The sequence below is a fragment of the Streptomyces europaeiscabiei genome, assembly GCF_001550375.1.
GTDB classification, from domain to species: domain Bacteria; phylum Actinomycetota; class Actinomycetes; order Streptomycetales; family Streptomycetaceae; genus Streptomyces; species Streptomyces europaeiscabiei.
In genome coordinates this window covers 1-20,406 of the sequence record NZ_LRTR01000532.1, presented here as the reverse complement: position 1 = coordinate 20,406, position 20,406 = coordinate 1, and the positions used below count along the sequence as shown (strand labels likewise).

At 69.0% G+C, this 20,406-nt stretch carries 11 protein-coding genes; 2 read left to right on the top strand and 9 right to left on the bottom strand.

Features of this window, described 5'->3' with window-relative positions; translation table 11 throughout:
- Positions 1-291: 291 nt before the first annotated feature.
- The 6 genes from AWZ10_RS26265 to AWZ10_RS26240 all read right to left on the bottom strand — a co-directional run bounded on the left by AWZ10_RS26265 (position 292) and on the right by AWZ10_RS26240 (position 8,462).
- A complete protein-coding gene (locus AWZ10_RS26265) occupies positions 292-2,595 on the bottom strand; it encodes an RICIN domain-containing protein (protein ID WP_060892170.1) in 2,304 nt (767 codons plus the stop codon).
- Between the two features lie 336 nt (positions 2,596-2,931).
- Complete coding sequence (locus AWZ10_RS26260) at positions 2,932-3,810, bottom strand: sugar phosphate isomerase/epimerase family protein (RefSeq protein WP_060892152.1); 879 nt, start codon at positions 3,808-3,810, stop codon at positions 2,932-2,934.
- Positions 3,811-3,814: 4 nt separating this feature from the next.
- On the bottom strand, positions 3,815-4,987 hold the full coding sequence (locus AWZ10_RS26255) for a substrate-binding domain-containing protein (protein WP_060892151.1): 1,173 nt from the start codon (positions 4,985-4,987) through the stop codon (positions 3,815-3,817).
- Between the two features lie 22 nt (positions 4,988-5,009).
- Positions 5,010-5,981 carry an ABC transporter permease gene (locus tag AWZ10_RS26250; RefSeq protein ID WP_060892150.1) on the bottom strand — a complete coding sequence of 324 codons (972 nt, stop codon included), beginning with the start codon at positions 5,979-5,981 and terminating at the stop codon, positions 5,010-5,012.
- Position 5,982: 1 nt separating this feature from the next.
- Complete coding sequence (locus tag AWZ10_RS26245; RefSeq protein ID WP_046703444.1) at positions 5,983-6,954, bottom strand: ABC transporter permease; 972 nt, start codon at positions 6,952-6,954, stop codon at positions 5,983-5,985.
- Entirely contained in the window at positions 6,951-8,462 is a 1,512-nt protein-coding gene (locus tag AWZ10_RS26240) for a sugar ABC transporter ATP-binding protein (RefSeq protein ID WP_060892149.1), read from the bottom strand. The genes AWZ10_RS26245 and AWZ10_RS26240 overlap by 4 nt, the downstream gene beginning before the upstream one ends.
- Before the next feature lie 662 nt (positions 8,463-9,124).
- Here AWZ10_RS26240 and AWZ10_RS26235 point away from each other — a divergent pair.
- Positions 9,125-12,685: a ThuA domain-containing protein gene (locus AWZ10_RS26235; protein WP_060892148.1), complete on the top strand. Its 3,561-nt coding sequence runs from the start codon at positions 9,125-9,127 to the stop codon at positions 12,683-12,685.
- 71 nt (positions 12,686-12,756) lie between these two features.
- Positions 12,757-14,250: an arabinofuranosidase catalytic domain-containing protein gene (locus tag AWZ10_RS26230; protein WP_060892147.1), complete on the top strand. Its 1,494-nt coding sequence runs from the start codon at positions 12,757-12,759 to the stop codon at positions 14,248-14,250.
- A 469-nt stretch (positions 14,251-14,719) separates the two neighbouring features.
- Here AWZ10_RS26230 and AWZ10_RS26225 read toward each other — a convergent pair whose 3' ends face one another.
- The 3 genes from AWZ10_RS26225 to AWZ10_RS26215 form a co-directional block, all read right to left on the bottom strand.
- The gene (locus AWZ10_RS26225; RefSeq protein WP_060892169.1) at positions 14,720-16,417 is read right to left on the bottom strand and encodes a ThuA domain-containing protein; all 1,698 of its coding nucleotides are present in this window, start codon (positions 16,415-16,417) and stop codon (positions 14,720-14,722) included.
- Positions 16,418-16,446: 29 nt separating this feature from the next.
- A complete protein-coding gene (locus AWZ10_RS26220; RefSeq protein WP_060892146.1) occupies positions 16,447-19,281 on the bottom strand; it encodes a carbohydrate-binding protein in 2,835 nt (944 codons plus the stop codon).
- A gap of 700 nt (positions 19,282-19,981) precedes the next feature.
- On the bottom strand, positions 19,982-20,406 hold a 425-nt coding region (locus tag AWZ10_RS26215), incomplete at its 5' end, for a polyprenyl synthetase family protein (RefSeq protein WP_208618554.1).

The following is a 20,406-nucleotide window of genomic DNA, read 5'->3' as shown; positions in this document are numbered from 1 at the left end:
GCCGTCGCGAGCACGATCGCGTTGTTGACGACGACGCTGCTGGTGCTGTCTGCGACTTGGGCTGTCCGGGCCTTGGCACACCCCTCTGAACGACCGGAATGAGCCATAGCCACCGGCATTGCGTCCAGGGACTCGCGCGACGAGGGCGAGGGGCCGGCAGAGGCCGGCGGCGGCGTGCCGCATTCAGCACGTGCCCACAGATCCACCGAGGCGCGGTGGGGCCCGCACCCACTCGGGCCCCACCGCCGACATCCGCTCCTGTCCCGAAGGAGCGGACAGGCGTTGATTCCGCTATCGCCGTGCCCACTGCTGGTTGGTGCCGCCGTGGCAGGACCAGAGGGTGATCCTGGTGCCGTTGGCGGTGCCGCCGGCGTTGGCGTCGAGGCAGAGTCCGGACTGGACGCCGGTGATGGTGCCGTTGGGGTTGACGTTCCACTGTTGGTTGTTCTGGCCGTTGCAGTCCCAGATGACGACCGGGGTGCCGTTGGTGGTGCCGCGTCCGCTGGCGTCGAGGCACTTGTTGCCGGAGACGGTCAGTTGTTTGCCGGCGGTGTAGGTCCAGGTCTGGCCGGCCGCGCCGGTGCAGTCCCAGAGTTGGGTCTGGGTGCCGTTGGTGGTGCTGGAGCCGGGGACGGTCAGGCAGCGGCCCGACTGCGCGCCCACGATCTGCTGAGCCGTTGTCGGCGGTGGGGTGGTGTCCTGCGGTCCGGCGGACGCCATCACGTCCTGGGCACCGGAAGGCCAGTTGCCATTCGTGACCGTGACATTGCCGGAGACCACGTTGCCGCGGTCCCCGTCGGTCACGTTCGTGCTGCCGTTGGTCGACCAGTTGTTGGTGACGGTCCAGTTCCCCATGTTCTCGCCACCCCAGTAGTTGGCCGTCGCCCACGTACCGGTGTTGGCGAAGACGTTGTTGGTGGCCGTGTAGTACTTCGAGCCCTCGTCGAAGTACAGCCCGAAGTATCCGTTGGTCCGCAGGCAGTGGTTCCGGCTGATCGTCGCGCTCGGGTTCCATCCGAGCGTGTAGATGCAGCCACCGTCGTTCATCTGCTGCATGACATCGTGGATGTAGTTGCCGACGAGCCGGTTGTTGGACGCGGTGGTCGGCGTCGTGTAGCGCGGCTGGTAGTTGTACAGGCCGCGGTTGGCGTAGTGGTTGCTGCCGCCCGCGTCGTTGGCGCCCCAGCCGTACCCGATCGACATGCCGGAGTACGGCATGTTGTAGACCTCGTTCTGGGCGACGGTGCTGTTGGTGACGTACGTGGTCAGGACAGAGACGATGCCCCGGTGGTCCGTCCCGAGGTCGTGGATGCGGTTGTTGCTGATCGTGATGTCCCTGTTGACCATGCGCTGGTCGCTGGGGTGGTGGGCGTCGGCACGCACGCCTCCCACGAGGATGCCACCGGCTGAGCTCCGGGCGATCTCCGACCGGGTCACCGTGATGTTGCCGGCGCCCAGGCCGACGCCGCTGGCGTGGGCGTTGGCGTCGTTGCCGATACCGATGGCCGTCTGGCCCAGGTTGACGAACTTGGAGTCGCTGAAGGTGATGGTGTTGGCGGCGGAGATCTGCACGGCGGCCGGCATCTGCCGCCAGTGCGGCCGGGCGGCCTCGAACTGCGTGCAGCCGTTGTGGCAGGAGTCGAAGCTCGGCCAGCTCCAGTTGCCGGCGATGTACGCGCCGGTCTGCTGGTCTGCGTAACCCTGGTTGCTGCTGGGGCCCAGCCAGCTCGTACCGGTGAAGGTGATCCCGCTGAACGTGACGTGGTGCGCCGGCTCGCCGTACGTGCCCCCGACGTTCACCAGCGACTGCAGCGTCGGCAGTTCCACGCTGACGGTGCTCATGTTCTGCCCGGCCAGGGGGATGTAGTACAAGGCTCCGGCCGTGGGGTTGAGGTACCACTCGCCGGGCGAGTCCAAGAACTCGTACGCGTTGGACAGGTAGAACGGACCGGCCCGGTGTGGCCGCATGAGGGTGTCGTAGCCGAAGTTGTTGTTGTTCCATGCCGGCTGCTGCATCGTGATGAAGTTCGCACTGATGCTCTGCACCGGCGAGTACCGGTCGGTGAAGGAGTTGACGCTCTCCACCTCGATCCGGCTCTGGTCGGCCAGGTTGTTCAGATAGCTCAGCGCACCGCCCGAGAACGTCATTCCGGCGCTGGAGGCCGTGAAATCGGCCCTGTTCACCTGCGTGCGTGCCCGGGTGGCGACGGCGCCGTCGACATGGAGCTGCCGGGCATCGAGACCCTCGGGCACGTCGGCCCGCCAGATGTTCCTGGCTGCGTCGGCCACCGACCAGTCGGTGACCGCCCGGGCACCGGTGATCACCGGACGCGCCGACGGGGCGGCCCGCCACACGACCGTGTGACCGCCTGAACCGGAGTCCTCCGCCGTCAGCCGCCAGGGTTGGGCCAGCCGGTACACGCCGTCGGCCAACTGCACCACGATGTCGTCCGACATGGCGTCGTTGAGCGATCGCACCGCCGCCTGCGCGGCTGTCAGTGAGCACGGCTGCGCGCTGGAGCAGTCGGTGCCGGTGCCGGACGGCGAGACGTGCACGGTGAGGGGAGCCGCGGATGCGGGCGCGGGGAACGCCATCACGGCGGTCGCGGTCAAACCGGCTGTGGCGGCTCCGGCCAGAAGCCGCCTTCGTATCCAACTGAGAGTGGTGAACACGCTTTCTCCTTATGGCGGTTCCCGGGCGGAAGGGGATGACGGCGCGACCGGGCTACTCGGCGTGCGGGGATGAGGGCTCGCGGAGGGGACACGACGTTCGGGCGTGGGCGTGGGCGTTGCGCTTCGCTCGGTGCCGACCGCCGAACTGTCGGCGCGTTGTACGGCGGTCGGTGCACAGACCGGTCGGACCGTAGGGCGGTTCCCCGTGGGCCGATGCGTATGACGTGCGACGTCGTTCGGAAACCAAAGCGACCCCTTTCACCCGGTCAAGGGAGCGTTTTCCAGTCCGCGGAGGACAGTTCGGAGGTAGGACAGCCCGTCACGGGCGAGCGTGTCCTGCGACGGGGCGAGCGGCCGCCAGATCGAGGCCGCGGTAGCGATGGCCTCGTTCTGCGCGGTGAACGACTCGATGCACACCGCGCCGCCGTAGCCCGTCGTGGCCAGGCGGGCGAGGAAGCGTGGCCAGTCGAAGTGGTCGGCCCCCGGGGTGCCGCGGTCGGTGCCGCTGACCTGGACGTGCTTGATGTGCGGACCAGCCGTGCCGAGCGCCTCGTAGGGGTCGGCCTCCTCGATGTTCATGTGATAGGTGTCGATCATGAGACCGACGTTCGCGGGCAGGCCGTCGATCAGCTCCACCGCCTGCTCGACCGTGTTGACGACGCTCGTCTCATAGCGGTTGAGGGCCTCCACGCCGATGCTCACACCCCGCTCCCCCGCGTAGTCGGCTACCGGCCGCAGGGCGCGGCGGACGTCCGCGTAGCAGGCCGCGCGCTCCACCGGTGACATGCGCCAGGTCCGCCCCACCGCGGCGTAGACCGGGCCGCCGACGCAGGGCGCGCCGACGGCCACCGCGCTGTCCACACACGTCCGCAGGTACGCCACGGTGGAGGCGACGACCTCCGGCGGGGCGTTCACGAGGTCACGTCCGGGCGAGGTGACCGCACAGACGCCGACCGCGCGCAGGCCGTACGCCGCCAGCAGGTCCCGGGTGCGGGCCGGGTCCCAGTCGCCGGGTTGCTCGATCGGCAGCTCGACCGCGTCGAAACCGAACGCCGCGATCCGCGGTACCAGCTCGGCCATGGCCTCGTCGTCGACCGGCGAGGCCCAGACCCACGGGTTGACACCGATGGTGTACACCGAACTACTTCCAGCGCCGCGGGTAACCGGGCAGGTCGGTGCAGCCGCACATCGCGTAGTGCAGCGGCGGCATGGTGGCGTCGACGTACTCGTCCAGGTTGTCCTGGGTGATGGTCGGCTGAGGCAGCTTCCACGGGTTCGGCACCTGCTCGCCGTCAAGGACCTTCAGGGCGGCGATGATCGGGGTGCGCCACTGGTAGGTCGGGTAGGTCGGGGCGATCGCCGTGAGCTTCTTGTCCTTCCACAGCTTCAGGAAGTCGAGCTGGTCCTCGCCGTTGATCGGCGGCACGGGCTTGCCGGCGTCCTCGAACGCCTCGACCGCCGCGCCCGCGACCGCCCCGGCGTCCATCCAGACGCCGTCGATCGTGCCGTACCGCTGGATGTAGTCGTTGACGATCTTCTTCGTCTTGGCCGGGTCGCCGTCGGTGAACTCGACGCCGACGACGTCGACGCCCGCCTTGTCGAAGGCGACCTTCGCCGCGGACCAACGGGTCTCCAGCACGTCGACGCCGGGCAGGATGCGCAGCGCGAGCACCTTGCCACCGCGCTTCATCTTCTGGGTGACGAACTCCGCCGCGACGTGGCCGAATCCGTAGCCGCCGATCGGGTTGATGAACGTCACCGGGCAGGTCGTGTCGACGCCGCGGTCGAAGACGATGACCGGTAGGCCCTTCCGGCAGGCGGCCTCCACGGCCGGGGTGAGCGTCGCGGTGGTGTTCGGCGAGACGATGAGCGCGTGGCAGCCCTTGCCGAGCAGGTCGTTGATGTCGGCGATCTGCTTCTGGTCCTTGCCTTCGGCATCGACGTGGACGAACTCGGAGATCCGGCCGCGGTGCGTGTCGACCTCGGCCTGCATGGTCTTGAAACCGACCTGGCGCCAGGGGTTGTTCAGCCCCGCGTTGGAGAAACAGATCTTGTACGGTCCGGGCTTGGTGAACTTCGCGGTCTCCACCATCGCCGGGTTGAGCGCCTGTTCCCAGGGCTTGTCGGCCGGCCCGGTGGGCGCGGCGTCCAGGAGCGCGAGCTGCTTGTCGTAGTCGGCCTGCACGAAGAACTTCGACTGTTCCCCCGTGCCCGACCCGGTGCCCGCGGAGGGCGACCTCGATGCGCCGGTGGTGGGCTCGTCGGTGGCGCAGCCGGCCAGCACCAGTAAGGTGCTCACGGCCAGCACCGTCATGGAATGCCTCACTGAATCCCCTTTATCTGGACGGGAGACGGAAGGACGCCGCCGCCACGGCGAACAGGATGATCGCGCCCTGTACGGTCGGTTTGAGGGCGCCGGAGACGCCGTAGAAGTTCATGAGCGTGAAGAGCGTCTCGAGGGTCAGCGCGCCCAGCATCGCGCCGACGACCGAACCGCGGCCCCCGCCCAGAGCGACACCGCCGAGGACCGCCGCGGTGATCGCGCCGAACTCCAGGCCGGCACCGGCCTGGAACGACACTCCGCCGTACCCGCCGATGAGGACCGCCGCGAGTGTGGCGGCGAGTCCGCTGAGGACGAACGCCATGGTCTTGGCGCGCCACACACGCACGCCGCTCAGCTCGGCGGTCCGCGGGTTGCCGCCGACGGCGACCAGGGTGCGGCCGAAGTCCGAACGCGTCAGCACCAGCACAAGAGCGGCCGCCGCCAGCAGGATGACCAGGGCGTACGGTATCCGGCCCAGCGCGGGCACGTCCTCGAACCCCGACCGACCGAGCCGCCGGAACTCCTCGGAGAGGCCGCCCTTCGGGGCACCGTTGGACCACAGGTACACGGCACCGACGAGGATCAGGAACATCCCGAGGGTCGTGATGAACGACGGCACCCGCAGCCGCGTGGTGACGAGGCCGTTGACGAGGCCGACGGCGATGCCGAACGCGAGCAGGAGCACGACGACGGGCCAGCCGGCCGACGGATCGCTGTCGATCAGCCGGGCGGCGATGACCACCTGCGCGGTGACCAGAGAGCCGACGGACAGGTCCAACTCGCCGGAGACGATCACGAAGTACTGGCCGGCGGCGAGCAGGACGATCGGCGCGGAGCGGCCGAGGAAGGACATCAGCGACGGCGGCGAGAGGAAGTCCGGTTGGCGGGCGGTCAGCAGAATCAGCAACACCGCCAGGATCACGATGATCGGTGCGAGACCGCCGGAGCGGAACTCAAGGAGCCGCGGTGGGCGCGCGATCCGCATGCTAGGACGCCTTTCGCATCGCCCGGCGGGCGTAGACGGCGACCGCCGCGATGATGATCACGCCTCGGATCACCTGCTTGAAGAACACGTCGACCTCGAGCTGGTTGAAGATGGCGTCGATGCTCGCGAGCAGCAGTACGCCGCCGACCGTGCCGACAACGCCGCCGCGCCCGCCGGCCAGGGCGGTGCCGCCGAGCACCACCGCGGCGATCGACTCCAGGTCGTACAGTCCCTCGGTGCCCACCCTTGGTGCGCCGGCGCCGAGCCGACTGGCGAGATAGACCCCGGCGAGGCCGGCGCAGAGGGCGCACAGCACATGGGCGGTGACGAGGACCCGGCTGCCCCGCACACCGGAGAGCCGGGCGACCTCCGGGTCACCGCCCACGGCGATCAGGTGGTGGCCGAAGCGGGTGCGCGCCAGCACGAACCAGGCCGCGGCGGCGACGGCGAGCAGCAGCAGGAACGACACCGGCACCGGGCCGATGCGCTGATACCCCAGGCCCTGCACCAGGGCGGGTGCGGTCTTGCCGGCCGGGCCGTCGTATCCGTTGTCGAGGTATCCCTTCAGCAGCAGCCCGACGCCGACGGTCGCGATGAAGGGGTTGATCCGCGCTGTCGTGACGAGCAGGCCGTTGACAAGGCCGATCGCGCTGCTGACGGCGAGCGTCAGGCCGATCGCCGGTAGCAGCGCACCGTCGTCACCGGCCATGGTCTCGGCGGCGACGAGGGTGCTCAGACTGACCACGTACGCCACGGACAGGTCCAGCGAGCCCCCGACGACGACCAGCGTCTGGCCGACCGCGACGAGGCCCAGACCGGCGGCGACGTGCAGCAGGCTCACCGTCGTCGGCACACTGAACAGCCGGCCGCCATCGACCGTGACGACGAGCCAACCGATCGCCAGGGTGAGGACCAGGGCGACGAACACGCCGGGCGGAGTCCGCCGGGTCGGCAGGGACAGCGCGCCGCTCATCCGGCCGCCTCCCGCGCGGTGCCGACCGCCAGGGCGAGGACATTCTCCTCTGTCGCTCCTGCGGATAGTTCGCCGGCGATCCGGCCGTCGCGCATGACGATGATCCGGTCGCTCATGCCGAGCAGCTCGGGCAGCTCGGACGAGACCATCAGCACGGCGGCGCCGTCGCGGGCCAGTCGGCGGACGAGATCGTGGATCGCCGACTTGGCGCCCACGTCGATGCCCCGGGTCGGCTCGTCGAAGAGCAGGATCCTCGGGGCGAGCGCGAGCCACCTGGCCAGTACGACCTTCTGCTGGTTGCCCCCGGACAGGAAACGGATCTCCTGGTCCTCCCCGGCGGCGCGGAGCTCAACGGCCGCGAGCAGCTCCCGGACCCGCGCGGTCCGGGCACCGCGGCCGACCCAGCCCGGGCGGACGGCGCGGCCGGCCAACAGCGCGTTGTCGAGCACCGACTGCTCGGCGACGATCCCCTCGCCCTTGCGGTCCTCGGAGACGTAGGCGATACCGGCCCGCATCGCGGCGCGGGGCGAGCGCAGCCGGACCGGCGCTCCGTCGACGGTCACCTGGCCGGTGCCGAACGGTGCGGCGCCGAACAGTGCGCGAGCCAGCGCCGACCGGCCGGAGCCCTGCAGGCCGCCGACGCCGAGCACCTCGCCAGCGCGCAGCCGTAGGTCGATGCCGCGCAGCTTCCGGTTGCCTCCGCCCTGGACGGTCAGCCGCACCGGGCCCAACTCCTGCGGCTTCGCCGGGCCGGGGTAGTAGCTCGACAGCTCGCGGCCGACCATGTGGCGCACCAGCTGATCGGCGCTGGTGTCCGCGGTGTCCAAGGTGGCCACCGCCCGGCCGTCCTTGAGCACGGTGATCCGGCTGGACAGGTCGAAGACCTCCTTGAGGCGGTGCGAGACGTACAGCACGCCTATCCCGTGCTCCTGCAGCCGCCGTACGAGCGCGTAGAGCTGGTCGGCTTCGTGGTCGGCGAGAGCCGCGGTGGGCTCGTCCATGATGAGCAGCCGGGCGTCGAGGGCGAGCGCCTTGACGACCTCGACCACCTGTTGTTGCGCCACGCCGAGTCGTCCCACGCGCGTGTCGGGCGGTAACGAGCCCTCCCCGATCGAGGCGAGGAGCCCCGCGGTGTGGCTGAGCATCGCCCTGCGGTCGACGAGTCCGCGGCGCAGGGGCTCGCGGCCCAGACAGACGTTCTCCGCGACGGTGCGCTCGGGCAGCAGGGTCAGCTCCTGGTAGACGATGCCGATACCGGCCTGTCGGGCCTCACGCGGGCTGCGGAACGTCCGCGGTGCGCCGGCGAACTCGACCGTTCCCTCGTCGGGTTGGTGGACGCCGGACACCACCTTCATGAGCGTGGACTTGCCGGCGCCGTTCTCGCCGACGACCGCGTGCACCTCGCCCGGCCGGACCTGGAGGTCGACGCCATCGAGCACCCGCACGCCGAGGAACGACTTGCCGATGCCTCGCAGAGCGAGCAACAGCGACGGCGGCAGGCCAGACATGGTGGGACCCTCTACATTCGCTCGTCAGCAGGATTGAGTCACCGATAGCTGAATCGTTCGGGTACGGCCGGCATGGAATGACAGTTCCCGCCCGCTGGCTATCGTCGAATAGCCGCGGACTTTCGCCGGACGCGATGGTCGACATCGCGGCCCCGAGGGTAAATGCCTCGATGAGCGCCTGGCAATAGCATCGGACATCACAGGAGGACGTTCGCCGTTCGAACTGCTCGATGTGGATCGGCGATCGGTCGACGGCGATTGATACGCCAAAATCTGTTATCGAATCGGACCGTCCACAGTCGCGCGCCGAGCCACGGCGACTGATGCGCGAAATGTGTTATCGAATCGGCCCGACGACAGTCGCGCACCGAACCACGACGATTGATGCGCGAAATGTGTTATGGAATCGGCCCGTGTCCGAGCCATATTGACTGTTGCGATAGGCCGCTGCATGCTGACCGGCAGACCACGGGAGATGGCCGCATCCGGTGTGACGCCCCCTCTCTTCCGTAGGGACTTGACTGCCCGTCACGGCGGACGGGATGACGAGCGGAAGGCACACGCGTGCCTGCGACGCGCTCAGGCACTCCGGCGCATCGCCAGGTGCGGCCGGCGCGTGCCCGTGGTCATGCCATCGTTGCTCCGCCGAAATAGGAGACGGCATGCGTCGCATCATATTTATCTTCGGGGTGATCGCGAGCGTGCTCCTGTCGCTCGTCGTAGCCCAACCGGCGTCAGCGGCGCCGGCCTTCCGAGCCCTGGTCTTCACGAAGACAACCGGCTATCGGCACGATTCGATCCCTGCCGGCCTCACGATGTTCCGGGAGCAGGCGGCGGCCAACGACTTCGAGTTGGTCCACAGCGAGGACTCGAGCGTTTTCACCCCGGCGAACCTCGCCACCTTCGACGTGCTCATCATGTTCCAGACCTCGGGAATGGTGTGGACCACGGCGGCCCAACGTCAGGCGCTGGAGGGCTACCTCGCCAGCGGCAAGGGCATCGTCGCGATCCACAACGCCACCGACATGGGCATCGAGAACGAGTACCCGTGGTGGGACCAGACCATCAACGGCGGCGCGCACATGCCGGAGCACTCCCCCGGCGTGCTGTCCGGCACCGCGATCGTCGCGGACAAGAAGCACCCGTCGACGGCCGGCCTGCCGGACCGTTGGAACCGCAGCGAGGAGTGGTACAACTTCGACCGCAACCCCCGCGGCGACGTCCATGTCCTGGTCACCGCGGACGAGCGCACGTACAACCCGGGCTCCCGCGCCATGGGGCCGGACCACCCCATCTCCTGGTGCCGCAACACCGGCGGCGGTCGCGTGTGGGCCACCGGCATGGGGCACACCAGCGCCGCCTACAGCGAGACCCATTTCCGCAACCACGTCCTCGGGGGCGTCAAGTGGGCGGCCGGCAAGGAGCCCGGCGACTGCGGCGGCACCGTGTGGAGCAACTTCGAGAAGCGCACCCTCGACGACAACACCGCGGACCCGATGGCCCTCGCGGTCGCCCCGGACGGGCGGGTGCTCTACGTCCAGCGGGGCGGGCAACTGAAGATCTTCAAACCGACCACCAACAGGACCGTGACAGCCGCCACGCTCAGCGTCTACACCGGCGGCGAGGACGGCCTCACCGGACTGGCGCTCGACCCCGACTTCGCCGACAACGGCTACGTGTACCTGTATCACTCCCCGGCCGGAGTCCCGAACGACATCAACCGGGTCTCCCGGTTCACGCTCACCGGCGACACCCTGAACATGTCGAGCCAGGTGACGATCATCGACATCCCCGCGACCCGGGACCGCACCTTCGCCGAGCCCGGGCACACGGGCGGGTACATCGAGTTCGGCCCCGACGGGAACCTCTACATCGGTACCGGGGACGACGTCCCACCGAACCTCGACTCCAACTGGCAGGGCTACGCCCCGCTGGACTGGCGGTCGGGCAAGGCCAACCTCGACGCCGCCCGCACCGCCGGCAACACCAACGACCTGCGGGGCAAGCTCCTGCGCATCCGGCCGTCGGCCGACGGCGGCTACACCGTCCCGGCCGGCAACCTCTACCCGCAGGGCACGGCGCAGACCCGGCCGGAGATCTACGCGATGGGCTTCCGCAATCCGTTCCGCTTCTCGATCGACCCGGACAACGGGTGGGTCTACCTCGCCGACTACGGCCCGGACCGGAACCCGCCCACGACCAACCGCGGCCCCGAAGGGCTCGTCGAGCTCAATGTCATCAAGACCCCGGGCAACTACGGCTGGCCGTTCTGCCACGGCGACAACCAGGCCTACGCGCCCTACAACCCGAGCACCGGCGTCGTCGGCGCCAAGTTCAACTGCAACGCGCCGGTCAACAACTCGCCGAACAACACCGGCCTGACCAGCCTCAAGCCGATCGTCGCGCCGAACATGTGGTACGGCTACGGCGTCTCACCGAACTTCCCCGAACTCGGCTCCGGCGGCTCGGGGCCGATGGGCGGACCGGTCTACCGCTACGACGCCGCGAACCCGTCCGAGACGAAGTTCCCGCCCTACTACGACGGGGTCCACTTCTTCTACGAGTGGTCGCGCCACACCGTCAAGGAGGTCCACTTCGACTCCGCGACCGCGGTCACCCGGACCAACCCCTTCATGCCCGCCGCCAAGTTCCTCAAGCCGATGGACATGGAGTTCGGGCCCGACGGCTCGCTGTACCTGCTCGAATGGGGCAACAACTTCTCCGGTGGCAACAACGACTCGGGGCTCTACCGCATCGACTACAACCACGGCGGGCGGTCGCCGATCGCCAAAGCCACCGGAACGCCCACCAACGGGAACGCGCCACTGAACGTGCAGTTCAGCAGCGCGGGGTCCACGGACCCGGATCCCGGTAACACGCTCAGCCACCACTGGACGTTCGGCGACGGCACCACGTCCACGGCGGCCAACCCGTCACACACCTACACCGCCAACGGCAACTACACCGCCCAGCTCAAGGTCACCGACAACACCGGCAAGACGGCCTTCGCCAACGTGCCGATCACCGTGGGCAACTCCGCACCGATCGTCACCCTCACGATTCCGTCCAACGGCGGCATGCTGGACTTCGGTGACCGCGTCCCGTACAAGGTCTCCGTCTCGGATCCCGGCGGCGCGCCCATCGACTGCGCCAAGGTGTTCGTCAACCCAGCTCTCGGCCACGACGACCACCAGCACGAGACCACGGACCATCCGGGGTGCTCGGGCACCATCGACACGACGCTGCTGGGCGGGCACCCCGACGGCGCCAACCTGTACTACGTCCTCAACGCCCGCTACACCGACGACGGCGGCCCCGGCGGTGCGAACCCGCTCACCGGCTACGCCCAGGCGATCCTCCAGCCCAAGCACAAGCAGGCCGAGTTCTACACGGACCAGTCGGGTGTGCAGATCGTCGAGCAGGCCGGCGCGGAGAGCGGCAAGCGAGTCGGCAACATCTCCGACGGCGACTGGATCTCGTTCAAACCCATGAGCCTGTCGGGCGTCACGAGCGTGCGCTACCGCCTGTCGTCGCCGAGCGGCGGCGGATCGATCGAACTGCGCGCCGACTCCCCGACCGGCACACTCCTGGCCACGACACCGGTGCCCAGCACCGGCGGCTGGAACACCTACCAGTCCACGCAGGCGGTGAACACAGCCGATCTCTCCGGCTCGCACCCGCTCTACCTGGTGTTCAAGGGCACCTCGAACAACTGGTTCGACCTCGACTCGCTCACCTTCGGCGGCAACGGGGTCGGCGAACCGGGCAGCGGTGGTGGTGGTGGTGACGGCGTGGCCGGTCGGACCTGGACGGTCGCAGCGCAGCACAGCGGCAAATTCGTGGACGTCAACGGCGCCTCGACCGCTGATGGCGCCCAGGTCGTCCAGTGGCCGGCCAACGGCGCCAACAACCAGAAGTGGCAGGCCGTCGACGCCGGTGGCGGCGCCGTCTACCTGAAGGCGGTGCACAGCGACAAGTGCCTCGCCGTCGCGGGCGGCTCCACCGCCCAGGGCGCGTTCCTGCAGCAATCCACCTGCGACAACGGCCAGCCGCAGAAGTTCCTCGTCACACCGTCCACCACGGTGGGCGTGTATACGGTGAAAAGCCTCCCCAGTGGACTGTGTGTCGACGTCAACGGCGGCTCGACGGCCGACGGCGCACGACTCCTGCAGTGGAGCTGCCACAGCGGCACCAACCAACAGTGGCGGTTCACCGCCGTCTAACCCGTCCGGACGGGATGCCCGGCGCGGTCGCGCGCCGGGCATCCCTCTCTACGAACCCGTGAGGAACCGCCATGGTGTTTCGGATACCTCGGCCCCGTTGGTACGGACGGCTGTCCGCGCTGGGCGCCGCCCTGGTGCTTGTCGCCGTCGGCGCCACCGCGGTGGCTGCACCGATCGAGCCCGGGCAGAGCGCCCCCATCGTGGGGTCGCAGTCCGGCCGCTGCCTGACCGTCCCCGGCTCCAGCACCACCAACGGCACCCAGACCCAACTCTGGGACTGCACCGGCGCGCCCGGCCAGACCTGGACCTACACCGCCGGCAAACAACTGACCGTCTCCGGCGGCAAGTGCCTCGACGCCAGCGGACGCGGCACCACCAACGGCACCGCCGTCGTCATCTGGGACTGCAACGGCCAGAACAACCAACAGTGGAACGTCAACCCCAACGGCACCATCACCGGCGTCCAGTCCGGACTCTGCCTCGACGCCAACGCCGGCGGCACCGCCAACGGCACCAGAATCACCCTCTGGTCCTGCCACGGCGGCACCAACCAGCAGTGGAGCTCGCCGACCCCGCCGACGGACCCTCCGGTGCCAGGGGGCGCGGGCACGTGTGACATCTACGCCTCGGGCGGCACCCCCTGCATCGCAGCCCACAGCACCACACGAGCGCTCTACGGCACCTACAACGGAAACCTCTACCAGGTCCGGCGCTCGTCCGACAGCACGACCCGGAACATCGGCGTCCTGAGCGCGGGCGGCACCGCCGACGCGACGACGCAGGACTCGTTCTGCGCGGGGACCACCTGTGTCGTCACCGTCGTCTACGACCAATCCGGCCGCGGGAACGACCTGTGGTACCAGGGATCGAGTGTGGTGCCCGGCTCCCCCCAGAGCCGCCCGGCGAACGCGACGTCGGAGTCGCTGGCGGTCGGCGGCAGCAAGGCCTACTCGCTCTACATCAACCCCGGCAACAGCTACTGGCGGGACGGCCACCTGACCGGCGTGCCGACCGGCAGCGCCCCCGAAGGCATGTACATGGTGACCAGCGGCACCCATGTCAACGGCGGCTGCTGCTTCGACTACGGCAACAGTGAGACGACCCGAGCGGCCGACGCGGCCGGGGCGATGGACGCGATCAATTTCAGCACCCAGTGCTGGTTCGGCGGGTGCTCCGGCACCGGCCCATGGGTCCAGGCGGACCTCGAATGGGGGCTCTACTCCGGTGGCAGCCAGGCCTGGAACACGAACCAGCGGGCCTTCACCAGCAAGTTCGTGACGGCGATGTTGAAGAACAACGGGACGAGCCGATTCGCGCTCAAGGGTGGCAACGGCCAGACCGGAAGCCTGACCACGCTGTGGGACGGCGCGCTTCCGCCCGGCTACAGCCCCATGAAGAAGCAGGGCGCCATCATCCTCGGCAGCGGTGGTGACTGCTGCAAGCCCGGCGGCGGCGCGAACCTCAGCGCCGGCACCTTCTACGAGGGCGCGATGGTGTCCGGATATCCGTCCGACGCAACCGAGAGCGCGGTGCAGGCCAACATCGTCGCCGCCGGCTACCGCTGAGTCGCCACCTCCATGAGGGCGATCTCGAACGACAGCGCGATCGCTCGGGCGGACAGGTGAGCGGGGGCACCGGCGGCACCCAGCCGGTCGCGTACATCGGACCGCACGGCTTGCGGGGCCCGGTGCTCCCGATCTCCACGGGACGTTCGCCGCGTGACAGGTTCGTGCGGAACAACGGCCGCACTCCCCCGGAACCCGCCGAGCCGTGGCGCAGACTCCTCGCGGCTGCCGGACCAGCTGGGGACGGTGCGGCCACCGGCTTGCTTTCGTGTCGGCGGTGCGGCGGGGGCGGTCCTTCAGGAGTGGGCGCACACGCATGCGCCGGACGCCCCGGCCCGCTCGGGAGCACGTACTCGGCCACGCCCGCACCAAAGCGCGGCACAGCCTGACGTCAGCCACACCCGGCCTGGGAACGCGGAAGGGCCACCGCACGGTGAGTGCGGTGGCCCTTCCAGCGTGCCGCGTCAGCTCAGGGCAGGGTCCATTTCTGGTTGGCTCCGCCGTGGCAGGTCCACAGGGACACGAGGGTGCCGTCCGACGAGTTGGCGCCCGACACGTCCAGGCACTTGCCCGCCTGCGGGTTGCGCAGCGACCCGTCCGGGTACGCCTGCCAGTTCTGGTTGGCGCCACCGTTGCAGGACCACAACTGGACTCTCGACCCGTTACCGGTGACATCCAGGCACTTGCCCAACGCCTTGACCGTCGACCCCGGCGCCACCGTCCACCGCTGCCCCGCCGAGCCCGTACACGACGAGATCTGCACCGCCGTCCCATCCGCCGAGCCGCCGTCACGGACATCCAGACACTTACCCGCGAGCCCCACGATCGGACCCACCCCGGGGGTGGGCGGGCCGCCGCCCAGCTCCTTGATCCGGACGTTGCGGAACGATACGTCGTCCCCCGTACCGTGATTCTGGATGCCGACGTGGCCGGCGAGCGAGCGGGCGGGGTCGGTGTTGGTGAAGTCATTGATCTTCACGCCATTGAGCCAGACCTGGAGCCGCTCGCCCTCCACCAGCAACTCGAAGGTGTTCCACTCGCCCGGTGGGTTGAGTGCCGCGTCCCGGGCAGCCGTGTCCGGGGCCTTGACGGCGTAGATCGAGCCAGTCGTACGGTCAGGCGCGTCGGTGGCGTCGATCTGGACCTCGTAGCCGTTGTTCAGTGCCGACGACGGGTCGCTCGACGGCGGGAAGCCCACGATCACACCGGAGTTGTCGTCGCCGGGCATCTTCCAGTCCAGCTTCAGCGAGTAGTCGGTGAACTGCCGGGCGCTGTACCAGAGCATGCCCAGGCCGCCGTACGAGGCGAGGGTGGCGTCCGAGTTGGTGAAGCCGCCTGGGCCGGCCTGCGACCAGCCGGTGGTCGAGCCGTTGTAGAGGGCCGTATAGCCGTTCTCGGGCCGGCAGTCGGCCTTGGTCCGGCCTGCCGCGTACCGGATACCGCCTAGCAGGTGCGCCCGGAGCGCCGGCTCCGCGTACGACGCCTGGCTGTGCCCGCCGCCGGTGTAGAAGGACCGGCCCCCCGAATAGGTCTTGCACCAGGTGTGCGGGTGGTCGGCGCCCATCGAGCCGCCCGAGTACGACGACTCGTCCAGCGTGGTGAGCACGCGCGCGGTGGTACGGGGGTTGGTCCGGAAGTTGTACCACTCGTCGGTGCGGGTCCATGTCTGCGGCAGGTGGGCGGTCGCCGCGTGCGCCCGCCCCTCCACTTTGACGTTGGCCTGCTGGACAGCGGGGTGGGAGGCGAAGTAGGCGCCGACCAGATCGCCGTAGAACGGCCAGTTGTACTCCGTGTCCGCGGCCGAGTGGACGCCGACGAAGCCGCCGCCCGAGCCGATGTACGACTGGAACGCCGACTGCTGGGCGTCGTTCAGAACGTCGCCGGTGGTGTTGAGGAAGACCACCGCCTCGTAACGGCTCAGGTTGCCGGGGGTGAAGTGGTTGCCGTCCTCCGTGGCCGTCACCGTGAAACTGTTCGCCGCGCCGAGGTCGCGGATGGCCTGGATCCCTGCGGGGATCGAGTCGTGCCGGAAACCGGCTGTCTTGGAGAACACGAGGACGTCGTAGGACGTGTCCGCGGCACTGACGGGTGTGGGCTGCGCGAGGAGGGCCAGGGCGGCGAGTGTCGTGGCCACCCCACCAAGCAGCATTCGGGGTTGTCTGCGCATGTCCGTCGCTCCCTTCTTGGTGACAGAAATCAGGGCAGGGTCCATTTCTGGTTGGCTCCGCCGTGGCAGGTCCACAGGGACACGAGGGTGCCGTCCGACGAGTTGGCGCCCGACACGTCCAGGCACTTGCCCGCCTGCGGGTTGCGCAGCGACCCGTCCGGGTACGCCTGCCAGTTCTGGTTGGCGCCACCGTTGCAGGACCACAACTGGACTCTCGACCCGTTACCGGTGACATCCAGGCACTTGCCCAACGCCTTGACCGTCGACCCCGGCGCCACCGTCCACCGCTGCCCCGCCGAGCCCGTACACGACGAGATCTGCACCGCCGTCCCATCCGCCGAGCCGCCGTCACGGACATCCAGACACTTACCCGCGAGCCCCACGATCGGACCCACCCCGGGGGTGGGCGGGCCGCCGCCGGGATTGAAGGTGAACGCGTCGACGTCGAAGAGGAATCCGGAGCCGCCGGTGAAGGTCAGGTAGAGCGTGGTGGTGCCGGCCGGTGCACCGGAGATCGAGCCGTTGACAGTGGTGAAGTTCGTCCACGAGCCGGTGACCGGGACGGTGGCGGAGCCGAGGACGGTGCCGGTCGGCGAACCGGCCCGAACCTGCAACGTGCCGCCCGCGCCGGCTGACGACACCCGGGCGCTGAACGACGTGGCGTTGCTGAGCTTGTACGGCTCGAATGCGATCCAGTCGCCGTTCTCGATGTCACCAACGGACTTGCCGCCCTCTGCGGTCGACTTGTCCAAGGTGGCGATGCCTGACGATGTCTTGTAGTGCTCGGCCTGCCGGTGCTTCGGCTGCAGGATGTGCTGCTTGTGCGTGGTGAGCCCGGCGTTGTCGGTGTACTCGGCATCGAAGACCGCGAAGATGTTCGCCGCGTCGTCGTGCTCACCGTCGACCGGAATGGTGATCGTGCCGGAGCAACCGGTCTTCGAGGTGATCGGGTGGCCGTGGCTGTCGTGACCGACGATGTACGTCAGCTTGACCTTGGTGCAGTCGACCGTGCCGTCCTCCGGATCCGTCACGGTGATACTGAACGGCACGGTGTCGCCGAAGGCGAAGATCTCCCCCGCGGTGGGGCTGTTGATGGTCACGGTCGGCGCGGTGTTGCCGACGGTGATCCGCACGTCGGCGGTGCCGGTGGCACCCTGCGGGTCGCGCACCGTCAGCGTGGCCGTGTAATCGCCGTTGGCGTTGTACGTCTTCGTCGGGTTGGCGACGGTGGAGGTGGTGCCATCACCGAAGCTCCACGCATAGGTCAGTGCCCCACCGTCAGGGTCGGATGAGCCGGCCGAGGAGAATGTCACGGTCAACGGCGCCGCGCCGGAGGTCCGGTTGGCGCCGGCCATCGCCGTGGGCGCCCGGTTGCCGCCGCCGACGTAGTCGAAACGGTAAAGGGCAGAGTATTGGTCGCCCTGGTACAGCCCGGCACCGTAGTCCAGCACGTAGTAGGAGCCGTCCGGGCCGAACGCCGAGTCGATCACCTGCTTGCCGGTCCAGGGGAAGCTGTCGATGCTCCCCGGGGAACCGTCGGCGTTGAGGTGGATCGGCTTGATCCAGCCGCGGCCGAACTCCGTGGCGAAGAACTGCCCGTCGAACGACTGCGGGAACTTCGTGGGCGAGCCGACGTCGGGGTCGTACCGGTACACCGGGCCCGCCATCGGCGACTCCGAGCCGCCGCCGAACGCCGGCGGGCTGCCGGCGTCGCCGCCGTAACGGATCCAGGCAGCCTTGGCGGGGGGCAGCGTACTCAAGCCGGTATTGCGGAACGAGTTGTTCGTCGGCCCGCCCGAGCAGTTGTACTTCGCTCCTGCCGTGTTGGTGGCGAAGTCCCACTCGGCGTACGTCTCGGAGCTCGTGTTCGTGCCGTTGCAGTATGGCCAGCCATAGAAGCCCGGGCCCGTGACGCGGTTGAACTCGACCTGGCCCTGCGGCCCGCGCGCCGAGGTGGCGCCGGCATCGGGGCCGTAGTCGCCGACGTAGACGATGCCGGTGGCCTTGTCCACGCTCATCCGGAACGGGTTGCGGAGGCCCATCGCGTAGATCTCCGGCCGGGTCCTGGCCGTGCCGGGCGGGAACAGGTTGCCTGCCGGGATCGAGTACGACCCGTTCTCGTTCACCTTGATTCGTAAGATCTTGCCGCGCAGGTCGTTGGTGTTGGCGGCGGTGCGCTGCGCGTCGAACGCCGGGTTGCGGTTGGACCGCTCGTCGAGCGGGGAATATCCGGCGGACTCGAACGGGTTGGTGTCGTCGCCTGTGGACAGGTACAGGTTGCCTGCCGCGTCGAAGTCGATGTCTCCGCCGGCGTGGCAGCAGATACCCCGGTCGGCCGCCACGTCGAGGATGTCCACTTTGCTGGACTGGTTGAGCGTGAAGTCGGCGTTGAGCGTGAACCGGGAAAGCCGGTTGACACCCTGCCACGCCGACCAGTTGCCGCCGGTGGTCGGTGCGTCGCCTCCTGGTGTGGACAGCGGCGGGGCGTAGTAGAGGTAGATGTGCCGGTTGGTGGCGAAACCCGGGTCGATGCCGATGCCCTGCAGGCCGTCCTCGTCGTGCACGTATACGGGGATGTTGCCGATCACCGTGGTGGTGCCGTTGGCCTCCGTGCGGCGCACGGTCCCGTTGCGAGCGGTATGCAGCACCGACCGGTCGGCGAGTACGGCCAGCGACATCGGCTCACCGACCTCCGCGACACCGCGGGCCAGTTGGACCTGCTGGAAGTCGGCGGCGTTGATCGGGTGCGCCGAGGCCGGGGTCGCACTGGACAAGGTCGCGGTGAGAGTGGCCGCGACCAGGAGCAGAGCCGAACCGATGGCCGGCCAACGCGCGGCTTTAGCCCTCCTGATTCTCATGAACATGACAATGCAATCCCCTTCCTGAACAGATGGCTGCCAGGCTTGGGGCGCGCGCTGCCGCGCCGATGCCGTAGCGGGATGTCGCCGCTTCGGCCCGCCAGGTGTGCTTCAGCAGGCCACTACGCCGAGCGGGGGCAACGGCTCGGAAACAGGAGAGGTCGATGGCTACCGCGCTGTCGGGTCACATCGACGACCGTGATGGTTCGCCGACAAGGCTAGAGACTTCAGCCCCATGTGTCCACACCTCCCTCCGGACCAGCCAGGCTTTTGGTCCGTTGTGGAGAAAGTTACGGAGGGCCCGAGCCCTGTCAGGACTCGGTGCCATCTCCAACGCGGATCGGCGGGACGCAGACGGGTACTTGATCGCACCGCCCGCCCCGACAACCCGGCCGAGCCCCGGCCACACCTTCGCCGACCACGAACGCACCCTGCGCACCGCAGCCGAGGCCGCGGGACTCACCACGTGCTGCAGATCGTGGCCATGAGCCGCCCCTGGCGAAGGCGACCAGTTTCTTTACTACGCCGGCCCGGCCGAAGTCAGCGACGTGGCCAACCAGTCCGCGACCACCCCGGGCCGGCAAGTCCTACGCATCAGTTGGAGCGCCGGAGCCCCGCGAGGAACGAGCGGGGCGCCCGCCGGACAGGAGGCGCTCGGCTGTCCCGGGGCCCGGTGGGAAGGCCCCGGAACGCGGCCGGCACTCCGTCAGAGGTCGCGACGCACGAGGAACGCCGCCAGCGCCCGCAACTCGTCGCCTGCCGTGCCCTGCAGCGAAGCGTCCGCCAGCGCGGCCTCCGCCGCCGCGATGTGATGGCGTGCCTCGGCCAGCGCCGCCGCCCGGCCGCCCGCCGCCTCGACGAGTACGGCCGCCTCCTGCGGGTCCGCTCCTGACTTCAGCACCACGGCCAGACGCCGCGCTTCAGCGGACGGGGAGTCGAGTGCGGCCAGCACGGGGAAGGTCTTCTTGGCCTCCCGAAGATCGCCGTGAACGGGTTTGCCGGTGATCTCGGGGTCGCCCCAGATGCCCAGCACATCGTCGATGACCTGGAATGCCAGGCCGAGACTGCGGCCCGCCCGGTCGAGAGCGGCTACCGCCGACGGCGGACCGCCGCCGAGCAGGGCGCCGAGCG